Origin of the sequence: Humibacillus xanthopallidus (assembly GCF_006717145.1) — a bacterium.
Lineage (GTDB): Bacteria > Actinomycetota > Actinomycetes > Actinomycetales > Dermatophilaceae > Humibacillus > Humibacillus xanthopallidus.
In genome coordinates this window covers 295,529-321,831 of the sequence record NZ_VFQF01000003.1, presented here as the reverse complement: position 1 = coordinate 321,831, position 26,303 = coordinate 295,529, and the positions used below count along the sequence as shown (strand labels likewise).

The window sequence follows — 26,303 nt, the reverse complement described above, 5'->3', positions numbered from 1 at the left end:
CGGGTCGCGGTTCGTGATGAGCCGCGGTCGCCGGTGACGCGGACGGCCGGCCGGGTCGCCGGCTCAGGCGAGCGCGGTGACGAGGAACCAGCCCAGGCTGCCGGCGGCAAGACCCGCCGCGAGGCTTCCCACGGCGTTGGCGGTGGCGGTGGAGATCGACCCCTCCTCGATGAGGCGCACGGTCTCGAAGCCGAACGTCGAGAACGTCGTGAGCGCGCCGCAGATGCCCGTGCCGACGAAGGTCACCGCCGCCGGGGGCAGCGCTCCGGTCGAGGCGGCGCCGAGCACCGAGCCGAGCACGAGCGAGCCGGCGACGTTGACGATGAAGGTGCCCCACGGGAAGAGGCTGTCGTGGCGGGACTGGACGAGCAGGTCGGTGAGGTAGCGCAGCGGGGCGCCGATGACACCACCTGCGAGCACAAGCAGCAGCGTCACGAGGCCCCCTCGCGGTGGTCGCGGCGAGCGCGGCGGGTGCGTGAGACCGCCGCCGCACCACGCCCAACGAGGATGCCGAGCCACACCGCCACCAGCCCGACGACCAAGGTGCCGAGGAGATAGAGCAGCGCGACGGGTGGGCGGCCCGCGGCGAGGAGCGCGTGGGTGTCGAGCATGTAGGTCGAGAAGGTCGTGAACCCGCCGAGGACGCCGACCCCGAGGAAGGGGCGGACGTAGCGGTGCGGCGGCCAGACGTCGTTGACGAAGACCATGAGCAGGCCGAGGAGGAAGCCGCCCACGACGTTGACGACCAGGGTCGACCACGCGATCTCGGACGGGTCGTGCGGCCAGAGCACACCGGCGCCGTAGCGCGCGGCGCTCCCGAGAGCGCCCCCGGCCGCGATGACGGCGAGGATGTCCCAGCGCTCGCGCACGATGCTCGACACGTGGCGGCCCAGCGGCACCCGGCTGGGCGCGTCGGGGTCGACGGGCATCGAGGCACCGGCCGGACCGGCGCCGGCGCCCATGGGCGCAGGATCTGTTGGCATGCGTGCTCCTACCGCTCGGGTAGGGACTGTTGGCGACCCTCGTCGCGGTTGTCGGCGAGCCCCACCGCCATCACGACCTAGGGTAGCGACGCCCCGAGCGTCGACAACCTCACCACCGCCAGACGGCTGCGCCGGCCGGGCTCGGAGGCGCGCGTTGATGGCCCCCTCAGGGGACGGCATACGCGCAGTCGCGGGCGTCGGTCACCAGCAGGTGCCCCGGAGCGTTCGTGATGGCGAGCGCCGGGCGCGACTCCATGACCAGCGCCTGCGCGGTGACGCCGGACGCCCAGAAGACGGGCACGTCGCCCTCCTCGATGACCGGTGGGTCACCGAAGTCCGGCGCCGCGAGGTCGGCGATGCCGAGGGCCGAGGGGTCGCCGATGTGGCATGGCACGCCGTGCACCGACGGGTAGCGCGACGTCACGCGCACCGCATCGGCGACGAGCGCCGAAGGGATCGCACGCATCGAGACGACGAGCGGCCCCGAGAGCCGGCCTGCGGCCCAGCAGCGGGTCGTCGTCACATACATCGGCGCGGTGCGCCCGGCCGTCAGGTGACGCACCGGAACCCCGGCCTCGAGCAGCGGGTGATCGAACGTCAACGAGCAGCCGACGATGAAGGTGACGAGGTCGTCGAGCCAGTGCTCACGTGCGTCGGACACCTCCGCGACGAGCTCGCCATGCTTGTAGACGCGGTAGAGCGGGAGGTCGGTGCGGATGTCCGCGTGCGACGCGAGGTCGGTGCCGCCCAGCACCCCGCCGCGCACCTCGCCCGCGTCGAGGACGTCGAGGACCGGGCACGGCTTGGGGTTGCGCTGGGCGAAGAGCATCATGTCGAAGGCGAGGGCCTGGGGCACGGCGACGATGTTGGCCTGGGCGAAGCCGGTGCACCAGCCGGGCGTCGGCACCCGCAGACCGGCAGCGAAGAGCGACCTCGCCTCGCTCGGTGACAGCGCCGCGGGGTCGTCCGGCAGGAGTGGGATCGTCGGTGTCGTCGCCGGCACCGCAGTCGGATCTCGCTGCGCATCAGTCGAGCTCGTCACTTCTGCTCCCATCGGAGCCGTACCTGTTGACCCGGCTGCAGCTGGGCTGCGCGGTCGACGTCGGCCGTCCGCACGACGCCGATCACCGGGTAGCCACCCGTGACGGGGTGGTCGTTGAGGAAGAGGACCGGCTGGCCGTTGGGCGGCACCTGGATCGCGCCGCGCACCATGCCCTCGCTCGGCAGCTCCGCGTCACGCCAGCGCGTATGCCGTCCGATCGGGTCGCCTTCGAGGCGAATCCCTTTGCGGTCGCTGCGTCCCGAGACGCACCACGGCGTCTCGGCGAGAGCCTGCGGCCTGGCGAACCAGTCGATGCGCGGACCCGGCAGGACGGCGAGCTCCACCGGGCCGCCGGTCGGTGGCGGCACCGCGGCGACGTCGACGTGCGGGAATCCCTCTGTGCGACGGCCGATCTCGAGCACCTGACCCGCCCGCACCGGCTCCGGCCCGAGTCCCGACATCGTGTCCGATGCCAGCGACCCGAGCACCTCCGGCATGGCCAGCCCACCACGGAAGGACACGTAGGTGCGCAGTCCGCTGGACGGCATACCGAGGGCGAGCTCCTGGCCGTCACGGATCGTGAAGGGTGCGGCGTGCGGGACCGGTCGGCCGCCGACGTGCCCCGGAGCGTGGGCGCCGGTGAGGCAGACGAGCACGTCGCCGCATGCCCGGAGGCACAGCCCGCCGAGGGTCACCTCGAGCGCTGCGACCCCACGGACGTTGCCGAGGAGACGTCCGCCGAGGAGGTAGGCGCCGACATCGGCAGCGCCGGAGCGACCGACGCCGACGGCGAGGTGCCCGACCCGCCCGAGGTCCTGCACGAGGGTCAGCGGACCGGGCTCGATGATCTCGACGCTGCGGGTCATCGCCCGGCCTCCACGAAACGCACGGTGGTGCCGGGTGAGAGGAGCGCGGGCGGCTGCCGGTCGGTGTCCCACAGGACGACGTCGGTCGTGCCGATGAGCTGCCATCCGCCCGGCGACTCGCGTGGGTAGATGCCGCTGAACTCGCCTGCGAGGCCGACGGATCCGGCCGGCACCCGCGTGCGCGGCTCTGCGCGGCGAGCCACCGTGAGGCGTGGGTCGCCGCCGACGAGGTAGGCGAAGCCGGGCGCGAAGCCGCCGAAGCCCACCCGCCACTCCGTGCCCGTGTGCGCGACGACGACCTCGTCGGGGGCCAGGCCCGTGAGGGCGGCCACCTCGGCGAGGTCGGGGCCGCCGTAGACGACGGGGATCTCGACGACGCGCTGCTCGGACGTGCCGGCCCCGACGCTCGCACCACGTGCAGCGCGGAGGAGCACGCGGGCGAGCTCGTCGAGGTCCGTCGTCGGGCGCGCGACGACGAGGAGCGTGCGGGCTGCCGGCACGAGGTCGTCGACCTCGGCCCAGATGCCCTCGCCGGTGTGGGCGAGCGGCGCGAGCACCGCCGCGAGCGCGAGCACGGAGTCGATGCCGTCGGTCTCGACGAGCAGTGCCGCGTCGCCCATCGGCAGCAGGCGGAGGCGCAGCGGCGGTGCCGACGAGGGTGTCGTGCGCGCTGGCGTGGGCGCTGTCACGGGCGAGTCGCTCGGGTGGGACATCGCGACCTACCTCGTGAAGGGGGCGATCTCGATGCCCGCGCCGGTCAGGGCGGTGCGCAGCGCCCGAGCCATCTCGACGGCCCCGGGCGAGTCGCCGTGGGTGCAGATCGAGTCGGCCCGCACCTCGATCTCGGTGCCGTCGATCGCCGTGATGCGGCCCTCGGTGGCGAGCCGCACCATGCGGGCGGCGACGCTCTCGGGGTCGTGGAGGACGGCGCCGGGCTCGCGCCGCGACACGAGGTGACCTTCGGGGGTGTAGGCACGGTCGGCGAAGGCCTCGGAGACGGTGCTGAGCCCGGCCTCCCCGGCGAGCCGGAGGAAGGCGGACCCGGGCAGGCCCATGACGTGCAGGCTGGGGTCGATGGCGACGACGGCCGCGACGACGGCGGCGGCTTGCTCCTCGTGCTGCACGATCGCGTTGTAGAGGGCGCCGTGGGGCTTGACGTACTCCACCCGCACCCCCGCGACCCGGCACATCGCCTCGAGCGCGCCGATCTGGTAGATCACGTCGGCCGTCAGCTCGTCGGGCGCCATGTCGATGAACCGGCGGCCGAAGCCGGCGAGGTCGCGGTAGCCGACCTGCGCCCCGACGACGACCCCACGCTCTGCCGCCTGCGCGCAGGTGCGCATCAGCGTCAGGCTGTCGCCCGCGTGGAAGCCGCAGGCCACGTTGGCGCTCGTGACGATGTCGAGCATCGCGTCGTCGTTGCCCAGCTCCCACGCGCCGAGGCTCTCGCCGAGGTCGGAGTTGAGGTCGATCCGCTGGACGGTCATTCGCCTCCTCCTCCTGGCTGCTGCACGCCATATTGTTCAACAATCCTGCGATACCGCGATCCTACGACGGCTCCCGCCGGCGGCCTAGAGTGCCGTTGTGGCCAACCGCGACCTGTCCGAGGCCCTGCGCCAGATCCCGACCCGCGTGTCTGCCCAGCCCTCGGCTGCGGAGCGGGTCGCGGACGCGCTCCGCGAGCAGATCGTCAACGGCGCCCTGCGCTCCGGCACGCGCCTCACGGAGGAGACGATCGGCGCCGCCCTCGGCTTCTCGCGCAACACGATCCGCGAGGCGTTCGCCCTGCTCATCGCCGAGCGGCTCGCCGCCCGCGAGCCCAACCGCGGCGTGTTCGTCGCCACCCCCACCGCCGGCGACATCCGTGACCTGTATGCCACGCGCCAGCTCATCGAGCCGGCGGCCCTCGAGCGCGGTCCGGGCTTCTCCGACGAGGCCGTCGCCAGGTTGCGTGAGGTCGTCGAGGCCGCACGCGTATGCCGTGAGCGGGGTGACGTCGCCGGCGTGGCCCAGGGCAACCAGGAGTTCCACCGCAGCGTCGTCCGGCTCGCAGGGAGCCGCCGGGTCGACCACCTCATGGAGGGCGTGCTCGCGGAGATGAGACTCGTGTTCCACCTGATGGGCGATGACCCCGGCTTCCACGAGCCCTACCTCGACCGCAACGAGGTCATCATCCGTGACCTCGAGGCCGGCGACCGCGCCGGTGCCACTGCGGCGCTGCGCGCTTACCTCGCCGACGCGGAGGAGCACCTCCTCCGCGCGCTCCACCACCCGTGACCCGACACCGGAGGCCTGACATGGAGCTCGACACCGCCACGCTCGACACCGCGATGGCCGCCGAGTCCTTCACCGGTGTCGTCACGGTCGACGTCGGGGGTGAGCGCACCTTCGAGAGGTGCGAGGGCTTCGCCCACCGCGCCCTGCGCGTGCCGATGACCGCCGACACGCGGATCGCCGTGGCCAGCGGGTCCAAGGCGTTCACCGCGCTCTCGGTCATGCGGCTCGTGGAGGACGGCGAGCTGCGGCTCGACCAACCCGTGCGCGAGCTGCTCGGCGACGACCTCCCCCTCATCGACAGCCGGGTCACCCCCGAGCACCTGCTCACCCACACCTCCGGAATCGGTGACTACCTCGACGAGGGCGACTGGGAGCCGGACGACTACGTCCTCACCGTTCCCGTGCACACCCTCACCACGGCCGAGGCGTTCCTGCCCCTGCTCGACGGGCACCCCCAGTCCTTCGTGCCGGGCGAGCGGTTCTCCTACTGCAACGGCGGCTACGTCGTGCTGGCGGTCGTGCTCGAGCGGGTGACGGGCAGCTCCTTCCACGACGTCGTGCGGCGGCTCGTCATCGAGCCCGCGGGCCTCGAGCGCACCGACTTCCTCCCCCTCAACGACCTGCCGGCCGAGGCCGCCCTCGGCTACCTCCACACCGACGGGAACCTCGTCAACACGCTCCACCTGCCACTGCTCGGCAACGGTGACGGCGGGGTGTTCACGACCGCCGGCGACCTGCACGGCTTCTGGCTCGCGCTGCTCGACGGTCGGATCGTCACGCCGGCGACCGTGGAGGAGATGACCCGGCCGCGGCACGACGTGCCGCAGGAGCGGCGGCGCTACGGCATGGGCTTCTGGCTCCACCGGACACATCCGGCCCTCATCCTCGAGGGCTACGACGCTGGCGCGTCCTTCCGCTCGACGCACCTCGTCGAGAGCCGGACGACGGTGAGCGTCATCGGCAACAGCACGGCAGGCGCCTGGCCCGTGGTCTCGGCGGTCAACGAGGCCATCGACGCAGCGCTCGGGGCGGGCTGACCCTCAGCCGGCGGCCGGGGACCCCCTCAGGATCGACGACATCTTCTTGCCCTTGGCGACCTCGTCGACGAGCTTGTCGAGGTAGCGGATCTTCTGCATGAGCGGGTCCTCGATCTCCTCGACGCGGTAGCCGCAGATGACGCCGGTGATGAGCGAGGCGTTGGCGTTCATCGCCGGAGCCTCGGCGAAGAAGGTCTCGAGGTCGACCTCGGACCCGAGGACACGGTCGAGGCCTGCGGCGTCGTAGCCCGTCAGCCACGCGATGACCTCGTCGACCTCGGCCTTGGTGTGGCCCTTGCGCTCCGCCTTGGCGACGTAGTGCGGATAGATGCTGGCGAAGCTCGCACCGAAGATCCGGTGACGTGGGGGGCCGTCCTGCGGCGGCACGTCGGGGCGTGGCATGCCGTCCAGCCTAGATCGCGCCGGGGCGCCCGTCGGCCCCGCCGGCACGGTCGGCCCCGTCGCCCGGCTCGCCGGGCATCGAGGTGCTGACCGCCACCCCGTCGACCTCGACCGTGGCCGCCCGCCAGAAGCTGACGAGGTCCTTGACCTGGAGCGCGTCGTGCAGGGGGTCGGGATAGAACCACGCGACGTCCGGAGCCCCCGGTGCGCTGAGGTAGGACGCGACCCCCTTGTACGCACAGACGGTGTGCGTCTCGGAGGGGGTGAGCAGGTCGATCCGGACGTCCTCCTGCGGGAGGTACCACCGCACCGGCAGCCCCGTCTCGATGAGCATCGTCGGCCGGGACGACTCGGCGACGGTCGTGCCGCCCACCTCGACACGGACGTGCCGGCTGCTGCGCAGCACGTCGATGCGCTTGAACGGGTCGTGCGGGTGGCCCATGACGGGCTCGTCCTCCTCGAGCCACTCGAACGGATCCCAGTGCAGGACAAGGCGACCGCCGAGATCGGGATCGTCCGGGCGGAAGGCCACCTCACCGTGGCCCTCGAGGTGGAGCGAGTGCCCCGGCACGGTGTGCCAGTCGTTGTGGTGAGGCGGCAGCACGGGTGCGCGCAGCTCGGGCACGGGCGAAGGGTCGTGCTCACTGAGCTGCAGGTCCAGGTCACCCGGCGGGACGGCATACCAGGGCACGACGCGGCGCGGCTCGTAGACGAGCAGCGCGTCACGGGTGTCGAGGACGGTCTGGCCGTCCAGCAGTGCGCGAATTCGCTTGGGGGTGCGGGCGATGCGCAGCTCGCGGAGCCCGCGGAACCAGTCCTGCTCGAGGTCGACGGCCATGTCTCAGTGTGGGCTCCGACCCGCACCTCCACAACGGCCCGGGCGACAGCGTTTCGGCAGGACGTTCGGCAGGACGTTCGGCACTGGGGCGGCTGGGCCCGACGCACGAGTCTGGAGTCATGAGGCCGACCGGCACCCACCCGGCTGCGCGACCTCGCCCCGACGGGCGGCGCGTCGCGGCGGCATACGCCCCGGGTCGACGGCATCGGGTGCGCAACCTCGCCCAGGAGCTGCTCCTCTTCGTCGGCCTGGCCGGCGTGCTCGGAGCTGCCGCATGGCTGCTCGCGGGCACCGCTGGGCTCGTCTGGGCCGTGTTCGTCGTGGTGGTCCTCGCGACGCTGCGCCCGCGCGTGCCGACGGCCTGGGTCCTCTCCCTGTATGCCGCCCAGCCCGTCCCGCGCGCAGCCGCACCTCGTCTGCACGAGCTCGTCGACGTGCTCTCCGAGCGGGCGCAGCTCGACCGGCGGCCGACGGTGTTCTACGTCGCGAGCCCCCAGGTCAACGCCTTCGTCGTCGGCCGCGGTGACGAGTCGGCGCTCGCCGTCACCGACGGGCTGCTGCGCCTGCTCGACGGCCGCGAGCTCGCGGCCGTCGTCGCGCACGAGGTGAGCCACCTGCGCCACGGCGACACGGCGGTCATGAGCCTGTCCGACCTCGTGGGGCGGCTCGCCCAGTGGATGTCGTGGGTCGGGCTGTGGTCGGGGCTGGTCACCCTGCCGCTCGCCGTCAGCCGAAACAGCCTCGTGCCCCTGCTCGTGTCGCTCGTGCTCGTCGCAGTGCCCATGGTCGTGACGCTGATGCAGCTCGCCGTGTCGCGGTCGCGGGAGTACGACGCCGACCTCGATGCCGCCTCGCTGACGGGCGACCCGGAGGGGCTCGCGCGGGCGCTCGTCGTCCTCGAGCACGCCGACGGGCGCATCTGGGAGCGGATCCTCGTCGGTCGCTCGGCCGGGCCCGACCCGCTGCTGCTGCGCACCCACCCGCCGACCGACGAGCGGGTCCGCCGGCTCATCGCGCTCGAGACCGACGTGACGGCCCAGCCACTGCCGACGACGCCCTACCGGGTGATCGTCATCTACCCTCCGGCAACCGACAGCCCGCGGCTGCGACGCACCGGCATCTGGTGGTGAGGGCGCGGCGGTCGCGGGCGAGGAGCTCGTGAGGTGACCCGGGCCTCCTCTGCGTTGAGTCATCCAGTGGCTCAGACTCCCTCAGAGCAACGCCACCGGGGCGCCCAGGCGCGACTGGACTGGACTGAGTCACGTGGTGACTCAATACAGAGGCAGCGCAGACAAGACTCCACCCACGGCGCCAGGCCCGGCACCGCGTCCCGGCTGGGCCGGCTCAACCGACCCCGCACCACCAGCGAGAGCCCCGGCGAGCGGGAGACGGTCTGGGCGGTCATGGCCTACTGACCCGTGCAGAAGGAGTCGGTCGCCGTCAGGCGCTCTCGAACGCCCACCGCGCTCCGAAACCAAGCATGGCCGTCCCGGTGACGACGTCGACGCCGCGGCGCACGCGCCGGCGGGTGAGGACGCGTCGGGCGGCATGCGCGCTCAGCGTGACCAGCACGAGGAAAACGGCCGAGATGACAGCGTGGGTGAGCGCGAGCCCCACCACCTCGACGGGGGCGACGCCGTCGGGCAGGAACTGGGGAAGGACGGCGAGGTAGAACGCCAGCACCTTCGGGTTGGTGATGTTGGAGGTGAAGCCCGCCCGCCAGCCCAGCCAGGCCCGGCTGCGATCCCGCCGCTCCGGGGCATCGCCGAGGTCGAGCTCGTAGTCACCGCGGAAGGCAGAGCGCAGCGTCCGGGCGGCGAGGAACAGGAGGTAGCCGACGCCGGCCCACTTGATCGCCGTGAAGAGTGGCTGGCTCGCCACGATGAACGCGCCGAGGCCGACGGCGACCGCCAGCCCCTGCACCGCGTTGGAGGTCGTCACCCCGGCGGCCGCCCACAGCCCCCGAGGCCGCCCGCCCACCACGGCACTGCGCAGCACGACCACGAAGTCCGGGCCGGGGATCACGCTCACGACGGCGGCGAAGACGACGAACGAGGAGAAGGCGTGCCATGTCATGACCAAAACGTGCTATGACTCCTGACAGCCGTCGAGGATCCGTCCAGTGCTCGGACGCTTGGGTGCGGTCTGGTGGCGGTGGCATCGGGCATCGTGCGCCGCAACCAGATGACGGGGGTGCTGCGCCACTGGAAGACTCCGGGAATGAACAGGGGAAGCTCGGATCGGGCGTCGTCACGCACAGGTCGTCTCGCGCTGGGGCCGGCCGTCGCGCTGGCGCTCCTGGCCGTGGCCGGTTGCGAGAGTGGCGGCTCGACGCCGCCGCAGCCGTCACCGGTCGCGGACTCCGGCACACCCGGTGTGACCATGACCGGGGTCACGGAGGCGGCGCGCTGCTCGGAGCACCGGGAACTCGGTCGGGGCGGGGACGCGGAGCTGCCGCTCACCGACCTCTTCAGTGACGGTGTCGCGCCCGGCATCGACGCCAACGACGAGTTCGTGCCCGGGCCGGACGCTGCCGATGACGCCAAGTGCGGCCAGGCCCTCGGCGACGGCGCTGACGCCTGGTGCGCCCAACCGCCGCCCTGGGTCTCGCTGGACTGGAAGGACATGGTCAACGCCTTCGGCGCCGAACGCATACGTCGAATCAGTCTCAGCACCAACGAGAGTGGCGCGGCCACCGACCCCTCGGCCGAGCGTTCGGCGACCTACGTCGAGATCGAGCTCGCGGCGGGAGACCCCAAGAGGGCCGCGCGCTACCTCCAGGCCGCGTTCGTCAGCTGCGCCGACGCCGTGCCCGCGACCGTGCACGGCGTGCCAGCCGTGGTCGGCAGCGTCCCCTCCAACCCGACCGCGAACCCCAGCGGCGAGGCCCCCGCGGTGGCGTTGCTGACACCGCAGCGTGTCGCGTGGGTCGTCCTCGACGGGCGGGCGTGGACGGATCCTGAGCGTGAGCGTGCCCTGAAGGCGATCGCGTCCCACCTCCGCGCCGGCTGAGGATCCGGCCCAGGAGCCCTAGGAAATTCCTTGCAGGCAAAAGACATTCGTTGTGTCACCGCGGGCACAGACTGTGAGCGCCGTTCGGCCCACCGTTGAGGGAATCGCACGTTGTCGCGACACCCCGGAGGTGAGTTCGAATGCACACCACGCGAGCAGGAGCCGCCCTCGTCGCCGCCATCGCCCTGGGGGCCCTCACGGCGCCCAGCTGCGCCGCAGCGATGGTTCGTCTGCCCGATCCGCCGGCCCCGTGGTCCTGGCCACTGACCGACGTCAGCAGAGTCGTCACGACGCTGACCGAGAACTTCCCGAACGCGCCGCTCACCCAGCGGCGGCGCCTCCACAACGACATGCTGCTCGAGCTGAACGCGCCGTGGTCGGCGATCTGACAGCGGCTGTCGCAGGCAGGGGCAGCGGCACTGGCGCCGAGAGGCGCTGGGGCGCATCGGGATTCGTCAGATTACGGCCCGGCGCGCTCTCAGCAGGACTACCGTCGAAAGGCAGGCCCCGTCGCGGGCCCTGGTGTGGGAGGCGAGCATGACCCTGAAGGACTCTCTGTGCGCCGTCGAACTCTTCTGCGAGCTGCCCGACGACCTGGCCGAAGAGGTGATCGCCCGCGGCTCGACGGTCTCGGTCGCCCCGGGCGTCCCGGTCGTCAACCAGGGCGATCGCGGCGCAGGCATGGTGATGCTGATCGAGGGCACTGCCGACGTCGTCGTCGACGGTCGTGTCGTGGGTTCGCTGTCGACGGGTGACTACTTCGGCGAGATGTCGCTCATCGACGGCTCCGGGCGCACGGCCACCGTCATGAGCGGACCTGACGGCCTGCGAGCATTCCGCCTGTCACCGACCGCGTTCACCAGCCTCATCGACCAACACCCGCACGTCGCCATGCTGCTCCTCAAGGGCCTTGTCGCGCGGGTGCGCAGGCTCGAGGCGCAGGACACCGGCCCCGCCGGCGGCTGACAGGCTTCCCCGTATGCCGCCGCGCCGGGAGCTCGGTGGCCCGGCCGAGGGTGGCAGGCTGGCTCGATGATCCTGCCGGAGGTCCGCGACCCACGCCTGGTCACGATCCGCCGCGGCGGCCTGCTCAGCGATGAGGACCACCGGCTGCTCGCGCTGTGGGCTGCCGAGTGCGCGGAGCACGTGTTGCCTCTCTTCGAGACCGAGGCGCACTCGGACGCCCGACCTCGCGACGCGATCGCCGCGGCGCGCGCGTGGGCCCGGGGCGAGATGGCGATGATGGTGGCCCGGGCGACCGGGGGGCATGCCATGGCGGCCGCGCGACCGCTGCGAGGAGCGGCACGGTTCGCCGCCTACGCCGCGGGCCAGGCCGCCTGCGTGGGGCACGTGCCCGAGCACGATCTCGGCGCTGCGGCATACGCCATCAAGGCCGCTCGGGCAGCGGACCCGAACGACGGCAGTGCCGGACGGCGCGAGCGCGACTGGCAGCGCGACCAGCTCCCCGAGCGGGTCCGCGCGCTCGTCCTCGAGGACCAGGCGCGCCGCAACGCCATCTGCTGGTCCGTCTTCGAGGACTGACGACGAGGCCGGCAGCCGCTAGCGCGGACCCCGTCCCGACACCCCGTCGAGGAGCTCACGCGCCACGTCGAGGTGGCCGGCGTGGCGTCGGTCTCCTCGATGAGGTGCAGGGCCACCCAGCGCAGATCGGTGATCGGCTCGCCGGGCCAGTCGAAGCCGACCGTGCCCAGCAGGGGCGCGTGCAGGTCGCGCGACCCGAGGATCTCGTTCGAGACGGCGCACTGACGGCGGTACTGCTCGATGACCGCGCCGCTGGCATGGCTCGTGGTGAACGGCGCCTCGGGGTCGTAGGGCGGGTCGTCGATCCCGTCGTCCCAGCTCAGCTGCGGCTGCCTCCCCATGACGACTCCCTCGAACCACATGGCCTCGGCGCCGGTGAGGTGCAGGATCAGCCCGATCGGGGTCCACCCGGACGGGAAGACCGGCGAGTGCAGCTGCACCTCCTCAAGGCCCTCGATGATCGCCAGCACCGCGGAGCGCTGCTCGTCGAGGAAGTACTTCAGTCGATCGCGCTCGCTCACCGGTGAGTCAGTCACCCGCCGACTCTAGGGGCAGAGAGGTGCCGAGCCAGCCCCGAGTGCAGCGGGATCTCGCACCTCGCCGTCCGGGCGACCTGTGCGAAACTCCAGAAGATGCAGACACGCTCGGGTGACTTCGCGCTGACGACCGAGGAGCTGCGCGCTATTGCGGCGTATGCCGTCTCGTGCGCAGAGCCCGCCCTCGTGATCTTCCAGAAGGCCCACCCCGACGACCAGCGCCCGGCCGCCGCACTGGAGGCCGCACGAGTGTTCGCCGAAGGAGCGCCCCGTTCGCGCCTCCAGCGCACCGCCGCCACCGACGCCCACCGAGCCGCGCGCGATGCCGACACGGAGGCAGCCCGGCACGCGGCGAGCGCTGCAGGGGATGCGGCCGCGGCGGCATACCTCCATCCGTTGGCGAAGGCGACGCAGGTGCGCCACATCCTGGGCGCCGCCGCCCACGCGGCGCGGGCGGCCGAGCTCGCGCGAGGCGACGACCCTGTGGTCGCGGAGTACGTCGTCACAGCTGCGGCGAAGCGAGCCACCCCGCTCGTCCTCGACGTGCTGAACCGCTACCCGCGGGCGCCGAAGGGACGCGCCCGGGTTGCGGTGCTCATGACCCGGCTCGACAGCCTCCTGCGCGATCCACCGCCACCACCGCGCGTCGTCGACGACCCCGGGCCGTTCTTCCACGGCACGAGGGCTGACGTGCGCCCGGGCGAGCTGCTGACGCCGGGTTGGCGCTCGAACTACGGATCCGGCCGACGGGCCAACCACATCTACCTGACGGCCTCGGTCGGGGGCGCGCCCCTGGCGGCCGAGCTCGCTCGCGGCGACGGGCCCGCGCGGGTCTATCGGGTCGAGCCGCTCGGCACCATCGAGGACGACCCGAACGTCACCGACAAGCGCTTCCCCGGCAACCCGACCCGGTCCTACCGGACGACCGAGCCGCTGCGGGTGGTCGAGGAGATCACCGGCTGGGAGCCACCCCCGGCGGAGCTGGTCGCCCACATCCGCGAGCGCACGGGCGAGCTGGCCGAGCTCGGGATCGAGGCGATGGACGACTGACGGGGTCCCGGACGGAGGAGCATGGCGCCATGGACCTTCCTCAGCTCTGGCCGCTCCTGCCCACGTCGACCCGCTCGTGGCTGGTCGACCACAACGGCGAGGCGCTGCCCGACGACATCGTCGCCGACATCCTCGGCGTCACCGGCAACCAGACCAGCCCGCAGTGGTGGGCAGGGACCTCGACGGACGGCGGCACCCAGCTCACCGACGAGGCCGTCGACTGGATCGAGTCCGTGGCCAACGACGAGGGCCTGCTCTGAGGCAGGGCGCCGCATCACTTCCCCTGACGCTCCTTGACAGAATGACTGAGTGCACTCATTATTGAGTTAACTCAGATCATCCACCGTCGAGATGCAAGGACAGTTGTCATGCGAGCGTTCGTCGTCAGGCAGTACAAGGGGCCGTTGGAGCCGGCGGATGTCCCCGAGCCCGTGGTCGGAGACCGTGACGTGCTCGTGCGCGTCGAGGCCGCCGGGCTCAACCAGCTCGACGAGAAGATCCGAACGGGCGAGTTCAAGCAGATCCTGCGCTACACGCTGCCGCAGATCCTCGGCAACGAGGTCGCCGGGACCGTCATCGGCCTCGGCACCAAGGTGCAGGGCTTCGCGCTCGGCGACGAGGTGTATGCGCGGCCCGACCAGGACCGCATCGGAACGTTCGCGGAGCGCATCGCGGTCGCCGAGGCCGACCTGGCGCTCAAGCCCGCGTCGGTCAGCGTCGTCGAGGCGGCGGGTCTGCCGCTCGTGGCCCTGACCGCATGGCAGGCACTCGTCGAACGGGGCAACGTCCAGCCCGGGCAGCGCGTGCTCATCCACGGTGGCGCCGGCGGAGTCGGCACGATCGCGATCCAGCTCGCCAAGCACCTCGGCGCCACGGTCGCGACCACGGCCAGCGCCGGCAACCTCGGCTTCGTCCGCGAGCTCGGGGCAGATGTCGCCGTCGACTACCGCAGCCAGGACTTCGAGCAGCTCCTCGACGGATACGACCTCGTGCTGGACAGCCAGGGCGGCACGAACCTCGAGAAGTCGCTGCGCGTGCTGCGCCCCGGCGGCACGGCGATCGGGATCGCCGGACCGCCCGACGCGGCGTTCGCCCGGCAGCTCGGCGCGAACCCGGTGCTCCGGCTGGTCATGGCCGCACTCAGCAGCGGCATCCGCCGCCAGGCCCGCCGCCTCGGCGTGACGTACGAGTTCCTCTTCATGCACGCCAGCGGTGAACAGCTGCGCCAGATCACCGACCTGGTCGACAGCGGCGCCGTACGACCCGTCGTCGGACGGGTCTTCGACTTCGACCAGACCGCAGAGGCGGTGGAGTCGCTGGCCAAGGGTGGCATCCGCGGCAAGGCCGTCGTCTCGATGGCCTGACAGCTCGTCCGAACCACGCACCCACGCACCCACGCACCAGGAGAACATCGTGAGCACCAACACCGACGGCGCGCAGGACGGCGTCATCACCAGCTACAAGAACGCCCCCACCCGCACCATCGACGCCGGCGGCGTCACCTACGCCTACCGCGAGCTGGGGCCGCGGGGCGGGATCCCCGTCGTCTTCTTCGTCCACCTCGCCGCGAACCTCGACAACTGGGACCCGCGGATCATCGACCCCGTCGCCGCGGAGCACCACGTCATCGCCTTCGACAACCGCGGCGTCGGAGCCTCCAGTGGCACCGTCCCCGACAGCATCGAGGCGATGGCCGACGACGCTGCCACCTTCATCGACGCGCTCGGCTTCGAGACGGTCGACATCTTCTCGTTCTCCCTCGGCGGCATGGTCGCCCAGGCCCTCGTCGTGAAGCACCCCGGGCTCGTCCGCAAGCTCGTCCTCACCGGCACCGGCCCCGCCGGCGGGAAGGACATGGACAAGGTGGCCCGCACGACCTACTACGACATCCTCCGGGCCACTCTGACCAGGGCAGACCCGAAGGAGTTCCTCTTCTTCAACCGCAACACCACGGGCAAGCTGGCCGCCAAGGCGTTCGTCGGCCGGCTCAAGGAGCGCACCGCCGACCGCGACGCGCCGGTCTCGGTGAAGGCGTTCCAGACGCAGCTCAAGGCGATCAAGAAGTGGGGACGCTCGACACCCGCCGACCTCTCGAGGATCACCGCGCCCACCCTGGTCGCCAACGGCGACAACGACCGCATGGTGCCCTCCGTGCTCTCCGAGGACCTGCACCGCCGCATCCACGGCTCGGAGCTCGTGATCTATCCCGACTCCGGCCACGGCGGCATCTTCCAGTTCCACGACACGTTCTCCCGCGTCGCCGTCGACTTCCTCAAGGCCTGACCGCCACCGCGCCGAGCCCGCCAGCGCTCGCCCCCACCGCACACCCACGGAAAGAACACCACCACATGCCTTCTCTCAATGGAGCAGTAGTCTTCGTCACCGGCGCGAACGGCGGCATCGGGACCCACTTCGTCCACCAGGCGCTCGAGCGCGGCGCCGCGAAGGTCTACGCCACCGCCCGCACTCCTCGCCCGTGGGAGGACGAGCGCATCGTCCCCCTCACCCTCGACGTCACCGACCCCGCGTCCATCTCCGCGGCCGTGGCCGCCGCGCCAGACGTCACGGCGCTCATCAACAACGCGGGCGCGACCCCGCCGAGCGGCAGCCTGCTGGAGACGTCCGAGGCGGACCTCCGGGCGAACATGGAGACCAACTTCTTCGGACCGGTGCTCCTTGCCCGCGCCTTCGCGCCGACCTTGTCCGCCGCTCCGCAGGCCGTCCTCGTCGACGTGCACTCGGTCGCGAGCTGGTACGCGTTCGGCGGGGCCTACAGCGCCTCCAAGGCCGCGCTGTGGTCGGCCACCAACTCGCTGCGCCTGGAGCTCTCGCCCCGCGGCGTGCACGTGACCGGTGTGCACATGGGCTACGTCGACACCGCCATGGCGGCGCACGCGAACGGCCCCAAGCTGCAGCCGGCCACGCTCGTGACCATGGTCTACGACGCCGTCGAGGCCGACGAGTACGAGGTCGTCGCCGACGAGGTGTCCGCCCACGTCAGGGCCACGCTCAGCAGCCCCGTCGAGGCCCTCTACCCCGAGGTCCGCCCCACGAGGGCCCCGCTCGCCTCCGTGGAAGAATGAGCGCCGGCGCGTTCGAGCCCCACAGCAGGAGCCACACAGCAGGTGCCCACCCAGCAGAGAAGGACGGCAACCATGCCACCCGCCTCCCAGCCCGTCGGACGGCGCGAACGGAACAAGCAGGAGAAGCTCGACCGCATCACCGCCGCCGCCCGAGAGCTCTTCGACACCCGCGGCGTCGACGAGGTCACCACCCAGGAGATCGCCGACAAGGCCGACATCGGCGCAGGCACGCTGTTCCTCTACGTGAAGTCCAAGGGCGAGCTGCTCCTGCTCGTCCAGAACGCCACCTACGCCGATGCGCTCAGCCGAGGTCGTTCCGCCGCCGAGGGCATCCCCGACCTGCTCGACGCCGTGATGGCGATCATCCGCCCGGTCGTCGAGTGCAACCGCAAGCAGGTCGACAACGGGCGCACCTACCTGCGCGAGATCGTCTTCGGCGACCCCCAGGAGCCGCACCACGGCGAAGCGCTCGCCCTGACCGTGCAGACCGAGGAGGCCGTCGCCGACGTCCTGGGGCGGGGCGGACGCGTCAACCCCGACGACGCGGCAACGCTCGCGCACATCGTCTCCGCGATCATGTTCGTCAGCATGGCGGCGACCATCAACATCGCCAACCCGGTCGATGTGGTCGTGCAGGAGATCCGAGACCAGGTCCGCGTCCTGCTGGCCGGCCCCGGGCTCCTGTGAACCGGGGGCCCGCCACCCCGAGGCTGAGACGTGCCGCCCGCGCGCTCATCCTTGCTGAGGACGACCACGTCCTCCTCTGCCGCTTCAGCCTCCCGCACCCGGCCGTCCCGACGGGCGCGACCGTCGTGTGGGCGGCCCCCGGCGGGGGCATCGAGCCCGGTGAGCTGCCGCTCGAGGCCCTGCGCCGGGAGCTGCACGAGGAGACGGGGCTCGTCATCGACGCGGACCCACCTCACGTCTGGCACCAGGAGGTTGTCGAGGCGGGTCACGCCGACGGCTACGACGGGGTGGTCAACGACTACTTCCTCGTCCGCACCCCAACCTTCGACCCTCGCGGCGCGCTGTCCGATGCCGAGCTCGCCGCCGAGCACATCAGCGCGATGCGGTGGTGGCAGCACGCAGACATCGCCGCCTACGACGGCCCCGACCTCTTCTCACCGCGCGACCTCGCCACCCCGCTCGCGGCACTGGTCGCCGGTGACGTCCCCTGCGCGCCAGTGGAACTCGGTCTCTGAGCCCCGTGAGCAGCCGGTCACACAGCGAAGGACTCAGCCGGCGAGGGCCGTCGTGCGCAGGTAGCGACCGAAGTGCGGCACCGTGAAGGCGATGAGCCCGCGCTCGCCGGAGTAGATGAGCCCCTTCTTGATGAGGGCGTCACGCGCCGGCGACAGCGACTGCGGCTTGCGCCCCAGCACCTCGGCCACCGCCGAGGTGGGCACGGCCTCCCGCTCACCCACCATCGCGTATGCCGTCACGCCAGTCGCGTCGCCGCCTTCAGTCCCCGACGAATCTGCCTCTGCACCAGGCGAACCCAACAAGGCGGCATCGGCCATGGCGCGCAGGTACTCGCGCTCGGCAGGCGTCGCCCGCTCGTAGCGTGAGCCGAAGAAGCCGACCGCCAGCTCGGACTCGGCCTCGGGTGCCGCGACGCGGATGTCCTGGGCCGTGACCGGTGAGGTCGGCGCGACGTCCCACACGACCTTGCCGTACGCCTGGATGAAGTAGGGGTAGCCCGCGGTGATGGAATACATCTCGTCGAGGGCCTCGGGCGTGAACTCACACTGCTCCTCGGCGGCGGGCCCCACCAGCGCCTGGTCGGCAGCCTCTCGCGGGAGGCGGTCGATACGGGAGTAGCGGAAGAGCCTCTCGGAGTAGGACTTCGACGCCGAGAGCACCGCCGGCAGGTGGGGCAGCCCGGCGCCGACGACGATGACGGGCAGCCCCGACTGCGAGATCTCGTGGCAGGCCGCGCAGAGCGCCGAGACGTCCTCGGGGTCGAGGTCCTGCATCTCGTCGATGAAGATGGCGACGCCCTTGCCCACGTCGGCGGCGAGGCCCCCGATGTCGGTGAAGAGCTCGACGAGGTCGATCTCGATGTCTCCGGAGTCGGCCCGCCCGGTCACCGCGGGCACGTCGATGCCCGGCTGCCACCGGTCGCGCAGCTTGGCGGCGCTGGGCGCCTCCCGCAGGGCGAAGGCCTTGACGATGCCGAGCACCTGGTCGACCTCGGAGCCGCGGGGGTGCCCCAGCTCGCGCACGGCCTGGTGCGCGGCGGCCGCGATCGGACGCCGCAGCCGCTGGTCGGGTCGCGCCTCGAACTTGCCGGTGCCCCAGTTGGCGCGCACCGCCGAGCTGCGCAGCGCATTGAGCAGGACCGTCTTGCCGACCCCGCGCAGACCCGTCAGGACGATCGAGCGCTCCGAACGGCCGCGCGCGATCCGCTCGAGCACGACGTCGAAGGTGCGCAGCTGCTCGTCGCGGCCGGCGAGCTCGGGTGGGCGCTGACCGGCGCCGGGCGCATACGGGTTCGTGATCGGGTCCACGATCGGAGGGTATACGCATCTCTATCGAAAACCTGAGACATCCGGATAGACACGCATCGGCGCGTCGCGCGGCAGCCTCCGAGCCCCCTACGAGCTCCCTGCGACCCCCTGGGAGCCCCCCTGCCCCGACGCACGGTCTCCGGTCGCCCCGGCATCATTTGATTCGGATTCCACTGAATGTGGGCGTGAAAAAGCGCCGTTCCGCACGGTCAGGGGTGGTCATGCGGAACGGCGCGATGAGACTATAACGCGCTCAGAGCCCGATCGGTCAACTGGTAGCGAAGATTTCAAAAACCTCGTCCGGCGCCGCGATGGAGTCCTGCTCCTGCACGAGCAGCATCTCGTCGGAGCCGGCCGCGTGAGTGCGCTCCAGCACGGCATACATCGTTGCGGCGGTGCGGGCGAGCGCCACCTGCGGGCCGTCGGTCAGCAGGTGCGCGAGGAAGACCGCGGCCGTCACGTCGCCGCCACCGCGCACCGTCATCGGCAGCATCGGCGTCGTCACCAGCCACGAGCCCTCGCCCGTTACGCAGGCCATCTGGATCGACCCCTCGGGAGTGTCGGAGGTGAGCGCGCTCGTGACGAGCACGACGTCGGGGCCGACCGAGCGCAGCTCCTGCGCCGCCTCGAGCAGGCTCTCCTGCGTCGTCACCGAGCGACCGACGAGGTGCTCGAGCTCGAACTGGTTGGGCGTGACGATGTCGGCCTTGGGCACGACGTGGTCACGCATGAACTCCGGAATGCCGGGGCGCACGAAGAAGCCGCGCCCGACGTCGCCCATGACGGGGTCACAGCAGTAGATCGCGGCCGGGTTGGCCGCCTTGACCCGCTCGACCGCGTCGAGCACGACGTTGGCGACCGCCTCGGCGCCGAGGTAGCCCGACAGCACCGCGTCGATCGTCGGGAACGCGCCACGGTCCTCGATGCCGTTGATGACCTCGGCCACGTCGGACGGGGCGATGAGCGGCCCCCGCGTCTCGCCGTAGCCGGTGTGGTTGGAGAAGGTCACCGTGAGCACGGGGTAGACCTCGTGACCGAGTCGCTGGAGCGGGAACACGGCGGCCGAGTTGCCGGCGTGACCGTAGGCGACGTGGGACTGGATCGACATGATCTTCACGAGTCGCAAGGCTAGTGCTCTCCCGCGTGAGCCGCGGTCGGCCGTGCGAGGATGGAGCATGAGCACGATCCCCACGACGACCGTGACCGAGCTGCCCGACGATGCCGTCATCGTCGACGTCCGAGAGGCCGACGAGTGGGCTGCCGGGCACGCGCCCAACGCCGTCCACATCCCGCTCAGTGACCTGCCGGCCCGCCTCGACGAGCTGCCCGACACCGACGACACCATCCCGATCGTCTGCCGCAGCGGCGGTCGCTCCGGCCGCGCCGTGGCGTGGCTCGCCCAGCAGGGCTTCGACGTCGCCAACGTCGAGGGCGGCATGCGCGCGTGGCACTCGGCCGGCAAGCAGCTCGCGGGCTCCGGAGAGCCCCGCATCCTCTGACCCACCCGGGGCCGTATGCCGTGCGGCCCCCTTCGCGAGATGACGACCTTCCCGAGATGACCGATCACCGAGACCGCGACGACGCGACAGAGCCGGACCCGGATGCCGACCGCTGGTCGGCCTGGCTGCCACCGCTCGACCCGACGAGCGACCACACCGGTGCTGCAGGTCCGACGCAGCAGGGCCCGCCGCTGCCGCACGCTCCGGGGCCGGTTGTGCCGCAGACTCCAGGGCCGGTCCTGCCGCAGAGCTCGGGCCCGCCGCCGCCGCCAGCGCCCGCCCGGCGTGCCTCGCAGTCCTACCGCTCGGCCCCGCCGCCGTCTCCGGTCGGCCAGCAGTGGGCGTTCACCCCACGGCGCTACCTCGGGCTGGCGATCTTCGCGACCTTCTTCGGGTTCCCCCCGCTCGGCATCGTCGCGATCTTCCTCTCCCTCTCGGTGGGCAGGCTCCTGCGGGCCGGGCGGGTCGCCGACGCCGAGCGCACCTCGCGCCTGGCGCGCAACTGGGCCATCGCAGCCCTCGTGCTCAGGGTGCTGTGGACGCTCGGTTTCTCCCTCGTGATGGGCTCGTAGCGATCCGTGCGTCTGCCTCGTCAGGGCACGGTGAGCGTCACCGCGGGTGTGCAGACCAGCTCGTCACCCTCGGGGGCCCGCACCGGGGCCTCGAGCACGCCCTGACCGACCGTTGAGGGACGCATCCCCGGCAGGCGCTCGCCGACCTGCACGCAGAACTCCCAGTCGCTGCTTCCCGACGGGAGCGGGGCACGCGGAGCCGCGAACTCGGCACCCGGCACGTCGAGCTCAGCGGGCGACACGGCATACGCCCGGCCCTGGAGCGGGCTGTCGGCCGGGATCACGCGCGCGCCGGTCGTGGGGGCGGCGACGAAGGTCGTGCCTGGGGCGCTGGCGAAGCCCTGCTTGCTGATCCGGACCGCGGGGCCGCTGGCGTAGACCCAGGCGTGCTCGGGGTTGACGTCGGGTGGCAGTCCGGCCGAGCCGAGGCTGTCGGGCACGACGTCGTAGGCCACGAGCTCGCCGGCGCCGCCGCCCTCGCGGGTCAGCGTGTAGGTCACGACGACGCCCGGCTTCCTGCGCACGCCCGGGTCGACCGGCTGCTCGGGGAAGCCGATTGCGAAGGTCGCCTCGAGCCGCACCCCGTGGCCGCTTGCCGACGCTCCGGCTCCCGACGAGGCCGCGCCGTCGGTCGGGTCGGTGGAGGCAGCCGGGCTGCTGGTCGATGCGGCACCGCCCGCGGGGGTGGCGCTGCCCGACGGGCCGGCCTGACCGCACGCGGCGGTGGGGCCGACGACGGCGAGCAGGGCGACGAGCGGCAGGGCGCGGCGGAATTGAGTGGAGGTCCTCATGTCCCAGAGAGACAACCATGTGTGGCGAAACGTTGCATCTCGGACGCTTCGCACCTTGGCGGGCTCACTTGAGCAGGCGGCTCATCCGGCGGTCGGCGAGCGGCTTGCCGCCGGTCTGGCAGGTCGGGCAGTACTGCAGCGACGTGTCGGCGAAGGACACCTCACGCACCGTGTCACCGCACACCGGGCACGGCTGGCCGGTGCGGGCGTGGACCCGCATGCCGGCCCGCTTGGCGTCCTTGAGCTCCTTGGCCGGCTTGCCCGACGCCGTCGCGACGGCACCCTTGAGCGTGTCGCGCAGGGCGGCATACAGCCGATCGACGACCTCGGGAGGGAGCGTGCCCGCGAGCGCGAAGGGGCTGATCCTGGCGACGTGGAGGATCTCGTCGGAGTAGGCGTTGCCGACGCCCGCGATGAACTCCTGGTCGCGCAGCAGCCCCTTGATCTGCGTGCGGCGCCCGGCGAGCAGCTCACGGAAGCGCTCGAGCGTGAAGTCGTCGGCGAGCGGGTCGGGGCCCAGGCGGGCGATGCCGGGCACCTCGGCCGGGTCCTTGACGATGTAGGCGGCGAGCGACTTCTTCGTGCCGGCCTCGGTGAGGTCGAAGCCCGAGCCGTCGGAGAGCCTGACCCGCAGGGCGATCGGAGACTTGCCGGGGCGCACGACGGTCGTCGGCAGCTGGTCGGACCAGCGCAGCCAGCCGGCGCGCGCGAGGTGGAAGACGAGGTGGATGCCGTCGGCGTCGATGTCGAGGAACTTGCCGTGGCGGTGCACGCCGTCGATCGGGCTGCCCTCGAGCGCCTGCGGCGGCGGGTTGAAGGTCTTCAGCACACTGAACGAGGCGAGCTCGACCGCGGTGATGGCCAGACCATCGGTGCGCTCGGCGAGGAAGTCGACGAGCGCCTGCACCTCGGGCAGCTCAGGCATGGGCTCAGTCTGACATCCGGGGGCGTCAGCGGGTGGGCTGTCGCAGGGGGCGTGAGGGCTGCTCGTGCTCGGCCACCGGGTCGCCGACGCGGCCCTGCTCGTTCAGCGCGCGAAGGAGGGCGTAGCCGTCGGGCGCCGAGAAGGTCGAGACGCTGCGCGGCCCCATCGAGCGGGCCGGTGCGTCGATCTTCATCGGGTTGCTCAGCACCTGCTCGGTCGGCGAGAGGTGGCGGATGCAGACGGCGTCGACGCGGTCGGGGCGCGCCTCGGCGAACTCGGCATAGAGCTGCGGGTCGTGCTGGCCGTCGTCGCCGACGAGCAGCCAGCGGATGTCGGGGAAGTCGCGGGCCAGCCGGTGGAGGCAGGTGCGCTTGTGGTCCTGGCCGCTGCGGAACCACCCGGTGTTGGTCGGGCCCCAGTCGGTCAGCATGAGCGGCCCGAGCGGGAAGCCGTTCTCGAGGAGGAAGCGGTTGAGCGTCGCGGCGGTGTTCCACGCGCCGGTCGAGACGTAGACGATCGGCGCACCGGGGTGGGCCGCGAGGAGGCGGCGATACATCGGCGCCATGCCGGGCACCGCGTGACGGGCCTTGCCGCGCCGCACGAAGGTGTTGAAGGCGGCGATCATCGGGCGAGGGAGCATCGTCGTGATGACGGTGTCGTCGATGTCGCTGACGAGGCCGAAGCGCACGTCGTCGGCGACGATGAAGACGTCGGCCGCGACAGGCGCCGTGCCCTGGGCCTCGACGACGACCTGCTGCCAGCCGGGCGCGAGACCGTGATCGCGGGCGACGATGTCGACGTGTCCGCCGCGGTCGGAGCGGCCGTAGATCTCGCGGTCGCCCGCGGTGACCTTGACCGGCACCCCGGTCGCTGGCGAGGTGAGGAAGGCGCGCCAGCCGCGGTCGTAGTGTGCGGGGCTCAGGGCGCCCGTCGCGTCCTGGCGGCTCTCGGGGCCTTCGGTGTTCTCACGGCCCTTGCGCCCGAGGAGGATCCGGGCAAAGACCCGGACGAAGGAGGGTGAGCCGTAGCCCACGTGCGTGATGACGCGGTTGCCCCAGCCGCGGCTTCGGAGCACGCGTTCGATCTGCTCGTGGACGGTGTCCTCGACGATGGCGGCCGCGTGCGGTCGTGACATGTGCTCAACCTACCTGCCGCGGGCGACGGCCGTCGGGTGGCGCCGGGCGTCCTCGGAGTGGCCGGCTCGTGACGTCGCGGGGTCTCGGTCGCCTCGGGTCGCGTCGGGTCGTGGGGTCGGGTGCTGGGCTCGGGTTGTGGGATCGGCGGGCGGAGCCGCGAGCTCCGTTGTTGGATGGGCGGCGTGCACCCCATCGCGCAGGTCCTGAGCAACGCCGCCCGCGGCGAGTTCCCCGACGTCGACGGCGCGTGGGAGCGCGTGGAGCCCTGGCGCGACGGGGTCGAGGGCGTCGTGGCGCTCACCGGGCACGCCCTCATCGCTGTCGCCGACGACGTGCCCGACACGCGCATCGACGCCCTGGGCGCCAACGGATTCGGGGGAGCCACCAACCCCCGGCTCGTCGCCGGCCTGGCTGGCGACGGCTGGATCGACGCCCTCGACGTCGTGCTCGTCGCGAGCGGGCTCGGCGGTGAGCCCGCCCTCGTACCCCGCAGCGACCTGCGCAACCACCCGCGCGCCGAGCACGCCACCGTCGTGCGCGCCGGCGTCGCCACCTTCGGGTATGCCGCCGCCGACGACCACACACTCGTGACCCTCGCGACGGGGCTGGGCGGCCTGCCCGAGCTCGGCATCGAGGTCGACCCGAGCAAGGGCCACACCGGCGCGAAGGTCACCCAGGCAGCCCTCACCCTCGTGCCGCGCGACCAGGTCGTCGTCGCCGCCTGCGCCCCCGGCAACGCCCGTGCCCTGCGCGCGGCCCTCGCAGCCGGCTTCGAACCGGTCGCCTCGGTCCAGCTCTGGAGACCCCACCGCCCCTGACCCCCAATCGAGAGAGAAGTCCGTCGGCCGACAAAGTGCTCTCTCGATCGAGAGGTGTGGGCGCCCCCCTGATCTAGGGCACCGCACCCAATCGAGAGAGCAGTTCGTCGGCCCCTACCCAATCGAGAGAGCAGTTCGTCGGCAGCCTGTGGGCGGAGCGGCGTTGCGTTCGTGGGCCGCTCGGTTGTCGGTGCCGGGTAACAGTCCTGCACTTCCGATTGCAGGATGTCGGCATCTCATGATCGGATCTGCGGGTGGACGACGCCGTCGAGGTCCCCGACGAGGCGATCAGCCGGCCGGCTGACCGCTTCGCGCGCCGACCCCTGCGCAGCCGGGTGTGGCCCGTCGCCCCCCTCGCCTTCGCCGGCTGGTGGGTCGTCGGAGCACTTCCGTGGGTCGTCACGGGCCTTCGGATCACACCGCGCCTGACGACCGCCCGGGAGCGACCGCCCGAGCCCTACCTCTCGACCCTGCCCTTCGTCACGGGCCAGCTGCCACTGCTCGTCGTCCTCACGCTGTGCGCCGGGGCCGTCTCGGCGCTGGCGGTCCTGTGGTCGGCACCCCACGGCAGCAAGCGGATCCGCAGAGCGGTCGCAGCCCTCTCCGGCGCTCTCGCCGCCACCGCCTACACGGTGGTCCAGTCAGCAGGGGCCGCCCGCCAGTCCGCCGGAACCTTCGACGGCGACCCGCGCGTGCTGCGGCCCCTCGTCGTCCTGGCCATGGCGTGCAGCATCGTCGGCTTCGTCCTCGGCCTCTGCGTCGCCTACGGGAAGCCGGTGCTGCGCGCCCTTGCCGCGGCTCCGCTCGCCGTCCTCACCGTCAACTGGCTGTCGGCCCTGACCGTGGCGCTGCTCGGCTCCGCTGCCGCCTACCGCTTCGTCGGCCAGACCCGGTGGCTCGTCGGCATCCTGCTCGGGCTGGCCCTGGCCACCGTCGGCCTGCGCCCCGCCCGCCGGGTCATCACCTGGATCGTCGCGCTGGCGATGGTGTGGGTGCTCGAGGCCGCCATCACCATGCTCGCCAACATCACCGTGCTCCTCCGCCCGGGCTACGGGCTACCCGGCACGGTGCGCGAGGTCGCGGCGTCCGGGCAGGACGTCTTCGTGCAGGCCCTCCTCGCCTACCGCCCCGGACCACTCGTGCTGGCCGTCGTCATCGGGCTCGCCGCCTCGCTGCTCCTGACCCGACTCCGGCCTGCCGGCGACGGCTCGCGCGAGGGCGCGGCAGGGCCTGGCGAGGCGGCGGCGCCGCCCATCCCGACGGCGCCCAGCCAAGGGCCGACGCCGCCACGCACGGACGAGCCGTTGGAACCAGAGCCGGCCGGACGACATACCGGAGACGCGGCAGCGCGATGACCACCGCGCACAGAGGCGGCACGTACCGT

General features: G+C 72.0%; 32 protein-coding genes and 1 pseudogene. 18 read left to right on the top strand and 15 right to left on the bottom strand.

Annotated features, from left to right (window positions below; all coding sequences use genetic code 11):
* Nucleotides 1-63 precede the first annotated feature (63 nt).
* The 6 genes from crcB (FHX52_RS19515) to FHX52_RS19490 form a co-directional block, all read right to left on the bottom strand.
* Nucleotides 64-435 carry a fluoride efflux transporter CrcB gene (gene crcB / locus FHX52_RS19515; protein WP_141824045.1) on the bottom strand — a complete coding sequence of 124 codons (372 nt, stop codon included), beginning with the start codon at nt 433-435 and terminating at the stop codon, nt 64-66.
* The gene (gene crcB / locus FHX52_RS19510; protein ID WP_141824044.1) at nt 432-983 is read right to left on the bottom strand and encodes a fluoride efflux transporter CrcB; all 552 of its coding nucleotides are present in this window, start codon (nt 981-983) and stop codon (nt 432-434) included. The genes crcB (FHX52_RS19515) and crcB (FHX52_RS19510) overlap by 4 nt, the downstream gene beginning before the upstream one ends.
* 166 nt (nt 984-1,149) lie before the next feature.
* Nucleotides 1,150-2,025, bottom strand: a complete 876-nt coding sequence (locus FHX52_RS19505; protein WP_425460122.1) for a putative hydro-lyase — start codon at nt 2,023-2,025, stop codon at nt 1,150-1,152.
* Nucleotides 2,022-2,891, bottom strand: coding sequence for a 5-oxoprolinase subunit C family protein (locus FHX52_RS19500; RefSeq protein ID WP_141824042.1), 870 nt, complete (start codon nt 2,889-2,891; stop codon nt 2,022-2,024). Before FHX52_RS19500 ends, FHX52_RS19505 begins: the two co-directional genes overlap by 4 nt.
* Nucleotides 2,888-3,532, bottom strand: a complete 645-nt coding sequence (gene pxpB, locus FHX52_RS19495) for a 5-oxoprolinase subunit PxpB (RefSeq protein ID WP_221630696.1) — start codon at nt 3,530-3,532, stop codon at nt 2,888-2,890. The genes FHX52_RS19500 and pxpB overlap by 4 nt, the downstream gene beginning before the upstream one ends.
* Nucleotides 3,533-3,610: 78 nt before the next feature.
* On the bottom strand, nt 3,611-4,378 hold the full coding sequence (locus FHX52_RS19490; protein WP_141824040.1) for a LamB/YcsF family protein: 768 nt from the start codon (nt 4,376-4,378) through the stop codon (nt 3,611-3,613).
* Nucleotides 4,379-4,475: 97 nt separating this feature from the next.
* On the opposite strand from FHX52_RS19490, the gene FHX52_RS19485 reads away from it, so the two are divergent.
* Both FHX52_RS19485 and FHX52_RS19480 read left to right on the top strand, forming a co-directional pair.
* Nucleotides 4,476-5,168, top strand: a complete 693-nt coding sequence (locus FHX52_RS19485) for a GntR family transcriptional regulator (RefSeq protein WP_141824039.1) — start codon at nt 4,476-4,478, stop codon at nt 5,166-5,168.
* Nucleotides 5,169-5,188: 20 nt separating this feature from the next.
* Complete coding sequence (locus tag FHX52_RS19480; RefSeq protein WP_141824038.1) at nt 5,189-6,205, top strand: serine hydrolase domain-containing protein; 1,017 nt, start codon at nt 5,189-5,191, stop codon at nt 6,203-6,205.
* Between the two features lie 3 nt (nt 6,206-6,208).
* On the opposite strand, the gene FHX52_RS19475 is transcribed toward FHX52_RS19480, so the two are convergent.
* Nucleotides 6,209-6,607, bottom strand: a complete 399-nt coding sequence (locus tag FHX52_RS19475; RefSeq protein WP_141824037.1) for a DUF2200 domain-containing protein — start codon at nt 6,605-6,607, stop codon at nt 6,209-6,211.
* Nucleotides 6,608-6,617: 10 nt separating this feature from the next.
* Nucleotides 6,618-7,445 (bottom strand): DUF427 domain-containing protein, encoded by an 828-nt coding sequence (locus FHX52_RS19470; RefSeq protein ID WP_141824036.1) that lies wholly within the window; start codon nt 7,443-7,445, stop codon nt 6,618-6,620.
* 119 nt (nt 7,446-7,564) lie between these two features.
* Here FHX52_RS19470 and FHX52_RS19465 point away from each other — a divergent pair, with 119 nt between their 5' ends.
* Nucleotides 7,565-8,575 carry a zinc metalloprotease HtpX gene (locus tag FHX52_RS19465; protein ID WP_141824035.1) on the top strand — a complete coding sequence of 337 codons (1,011 nt, stop codon included), beginning with the start codon at nt 7,565-7,567 and terminating at the stop codon, nt 8,573-8,575.
* A 310-nt stretch (nt 8,576-8,885) separates the two neighbouring features.
* Here the strand turns inward: FHX52_RS19465 and FHX52_RS19460 are convergent, their stop codons facing one another.
* Nucleotides 8,886-9,521: a LysE family translocator gene (locus FHX52_RS19460; RefSeq protein ID WP_141824034.1), complete on the bottom strand. Its 636-nt coding sequence runs from the start codon at nt 9,519-9,521 to the stop codon at nt 8,886-8,888.
* Nucleotides 9,522-9,827: 306 nt separating this feature from the next.
* Between FHX52_RS19460 and FHX52_RS19455 the strand changes: the two genes are divergently transcribed.
* From FHX52_RS19455 to FHX52_RS24455, 4 genes and pseudogenes are all read left to right on the top strand, one after another.
* The gene (locus tag FHX52_RS19455) at nt 9,828-10,457 is read left to right on the top strand and encodes a hypothetical protein (RefSeq protein WP_141824033.1); all 630 of its coding nucleotides are present in this window, start codon (nt 9,828-9,830) and stop codon (nt 10,455-10,457) included.
* Nucleotides 10,458-10,597: 140 nt separating this feature from the next.
* Complete coding sequence (locus FHX52_RS19450; RefSeq protein ID WP_141824032.1) at nt 10,598-10,846, top strand: hypothetical protein; 249 nt, start codon at nt 10,598-10,600, stop codon at nt 10,844-10,846.
* Nucleotides 10,847-10,994: 148 nt separating this feature from the next.
* Nucleotides 10,995-11,423 (top strand): Crp/Fnr family transcriptional regulator, encoded by a 429-nt coding sequence (locus FHX52_RS19445; protein WP_141824031.1) that lies wholly within the window; start codon nt 10,995-10,997, stop codon nt 11,421-11,423.
* A gap of 66 nt (nt 11,424-11,489) precedes the next feature.
* Nucleotides 11,490-11,867 (top strand): annotated as a pseudogene (locus FHX52_RS24455) (putative immunity protein); the annotation flags it as partial.
* Here FHX52_RS24455 and FHX52_RS24700 read toward each other — a convergent pair.
* On the bottom strand, nt 11,774-12,520 hold the full coding sequence (locus FHX52_RS24700) for a mycothiol transferase (RefSeq protein ID WP_342777993.1): 747 nt from the start codon (nt 12,518-12,520) through the stop codon (nt 11,774-11,776). The pseudogene FHX52_RS24455 and the gene FHX52_RS24700 overlap by 94 nt on opposite strands.
* A 111-nt stretch (nt 12,521-12,631) precedes the next feature.
* On the opposite strand from FHX52_RS24700, the gene arr reads away from it, so the two are divergent.
* From arr to FHX52_RS19400, 7 genes are all read left to right on the top strand, one after another.
* Nucleotides 12,632-13,585, top strand: a complete 954-nt coding sequence (gene arr / locus FHX52_RS24695; protein ID WP_141824028.1) for an NAD(+)--rifampin ADP-ribosyltransferase — start codon at nt 12,632-12,634, stop codon at nt 13,583-13,585.
* A 29-nt stretch (nt 13,586-13,614) separates the two neighbouring features.
* A complete protein-coding gene (locus tag FHX52_RS19425; protein ID WP_141824027.1) occupies nt 13,615-13,845 on the top strand; it encodes a hypothetical protein in 231 nt (76 codons plus the stop codon).
* 108 nt (nt 13,846-13,953) lie between these two features.
* On the top strand, nt 13,954-14,949 hold the full coding sequence (locus FHX52_RS19420) for an NADP-dependent oxidoreductase (protein WP_141824026.1): 996 nt from the start codon (nt 13,954-13,956) through the stop codon (nt 14,947-14,949).
* Between the two features lie 85 nt (nt 14,950-15,034).
* On the top strand, nt 15,035-15,868 hold the full coding sequence (locus FHX52_RS19415; RefSeq protein WP_425460126.1) for an alpha/beta fold hydrolase: 834 nt from the start codon (nt 15,035-15,037) through the stop codon (nt 15,866-15,868).
* Between the two features lie 65 nt (nt 15,869-15,933).
* Nucleotides 15,934-16,668: an SDR family oxidoreductase gene (locus FHX52_RS19410; protein ID WP_141824024.1), complete on the top strand. Its 735-nt coding sequence runs from the start codon at nt 15,934-15,936 to the stop codon at nt 16,666-16,668.
* 72 nt (nt 16,669-16,740) lie between these two features.
* Entirely contained in the window at nt 16,741-17,355 is a 615-nt protein-coding gene (locus FHX52_RS19405) for a TetR/AcrR family transcriptional regulator (RefSeq protein ID WP_141824023.1), read from the top strand.
* On the top strand, nt 17,352-17,870 hold the full coding sequence (locus FHX52_RS19400; protein WP_141824022.1) for an NUDIX hydrolase: 519 nt from the start codon (nt 17,352-17,354) through the stop codon (nt 17,868-17,870). The genes FHX52_RS19405 and FHX52_RS19400 overlap by 4 nt, the downstream gene beginning before the upstream one ends.
* A gap of 33 nt (nt 17,871-17,903) precedes the next feature.
* Here the strand turns inward: FHX52_RS19400 and FHX52_RS19395 are convergent, their stop codons facing one another.
* Both FHX52_RS19395 and pdxY read right to left on the bottom strand, forming a co-directional pair.
* Nucleotides 17,904-19,178 (bottom strand): ATP-binding protein, encoded by a 1,275-nt coding sequence (locus FHX52_RS19395; RefSeq protein WP_141824021.1) that lies wholly within the window; start codon nt 19,176-19,178, stop codon nt 17,904-17,906.
* A 268-nt stretch (nt 19,179-19,446) separates the two neighbouring features.
* Nucleotides 19,447-20,295, bottom strand: coding sequence for a pyridoxal kinase PdxY (pdxY, locus tag FHX52_RS19390; RefSeq protein WP_141824020.1), 849 nt, complete (start codon nt 20,293-20,295; stop codon nt 19,447-19,449).
* Between the two features lie 58 nt (nt 20,296-20,353).
* Between pdxY and FHX52_RS19385 the strand changes: the two genes are divergently transcribed.
* Both FHX52_RS19385 and FHX52_RS19380 read left to right on the top strand, forming a co-directional pair.
* Nucleotides 20,354-20,677 carry a rhodanese-like domain-containing protein gene (locus tag FHX52_RS19385; RefSeq protein WP_141824019.1) on the top strand — a complete coding sequence of 108 codons (324 nt, stop codon included), beginning with the start codon at nt 20,354-20,356 and terminating at the stop codon, nt 20,675-20,677.
* A gap of 56 nt (nt 20,678-20,733) precedes the next feature.
* The gene (locus tag FHX52_RS19380; protein WP_141824018.1) at nt 20,734-21,249 is read left to right on the top strand and encodes a CD225/dispanin family protein; all 516 of its coding nucleotides are present in this window, start codon (nt 20,734-20,736) and stop codon (nt 21,247-21,249) included.
* A 20-nt stretch (nt 21,250-21,269) separates the two neighbouring features.
* Here the strand turns inward: FHX52_RS19380 and FHX52_RS19375 are convergent, their stop codons facing one another.
* The 3 genes from FHX52_RS19375 to FHX52_RS19365 form a co-directional block, all read right to left on the bottom strand.
* On the bottom strand, nt 21,270-22,040 hold the full coding sequence (locus FHX52_RS19375) for a hypothetical protein (protein WP_141824017.1): 771 nt from the start codon (nt 22,038-22,040) through the stop codon (nt 21,270-21,272).
* 64 nt (nt 22,041-22,104) lie between these two features.
* Nucleotides 22,105-22,965, bottom strand: coding sequence for an Fpg/Nei family DNA glycosylase (locus tag FHX52_RS19370; protein WP_141824016.1), 861 nt, complete (start codon nt 22,963-22,965; stop codon nt 22,105-22,107).
* Nucleotides 22,966-22,990: 25 nt separating this feature from the next.
* Nucleotides 22,991-24,100: an App1 family protein phosphatidate phosphatase gene (locus FHX52_RS19365; RefSeq protein ID WP_141824015.1), complete on the bottom strand. Its 1,110-nt coding sequence runs from the start codon at nt 24,098-24,100 to the stop codon at nt 22,991-22,993.
* Nucleotides 24,101-24,274: 174 nt separating this feature from the next.
* Here FHX52_RS19365 and FHX52_RS19360 point away from each other — a divergent pair, with 174 nt between their 5' ends.
* Both FHX52_RS19360 and FHX52_RS19355 read left to right on the top strand, forming a co-directional pair.
* Nucleotides 24,275-24,919, top strand: a complete 645-nt coding sequence (locus FHX52_RS19360) for an N-acetyltransferase (RefSeq protein ID WP_141824014.1) — start codon at nt 24,275-24,277, stop codon at nt 24,917-24,919.
* A gap of 254 nt (nt 24,920-25,173) precedes the next feature.
* Nucleotides 25,174-26,274 carry a hypothetical protein gene (locus tag FHX52_RS19355; protein WP_141824013.1) on the top strand — a complete coding sequence of 367 codons (1,101 nt, stop codon included), beginning with the start codon at nt 25,174-25,176 and terminating at the stop codon, nt 26,272-26,274.
* Nucleotides 26,275-26,303 lie beyond the last annotated feature (29 nt).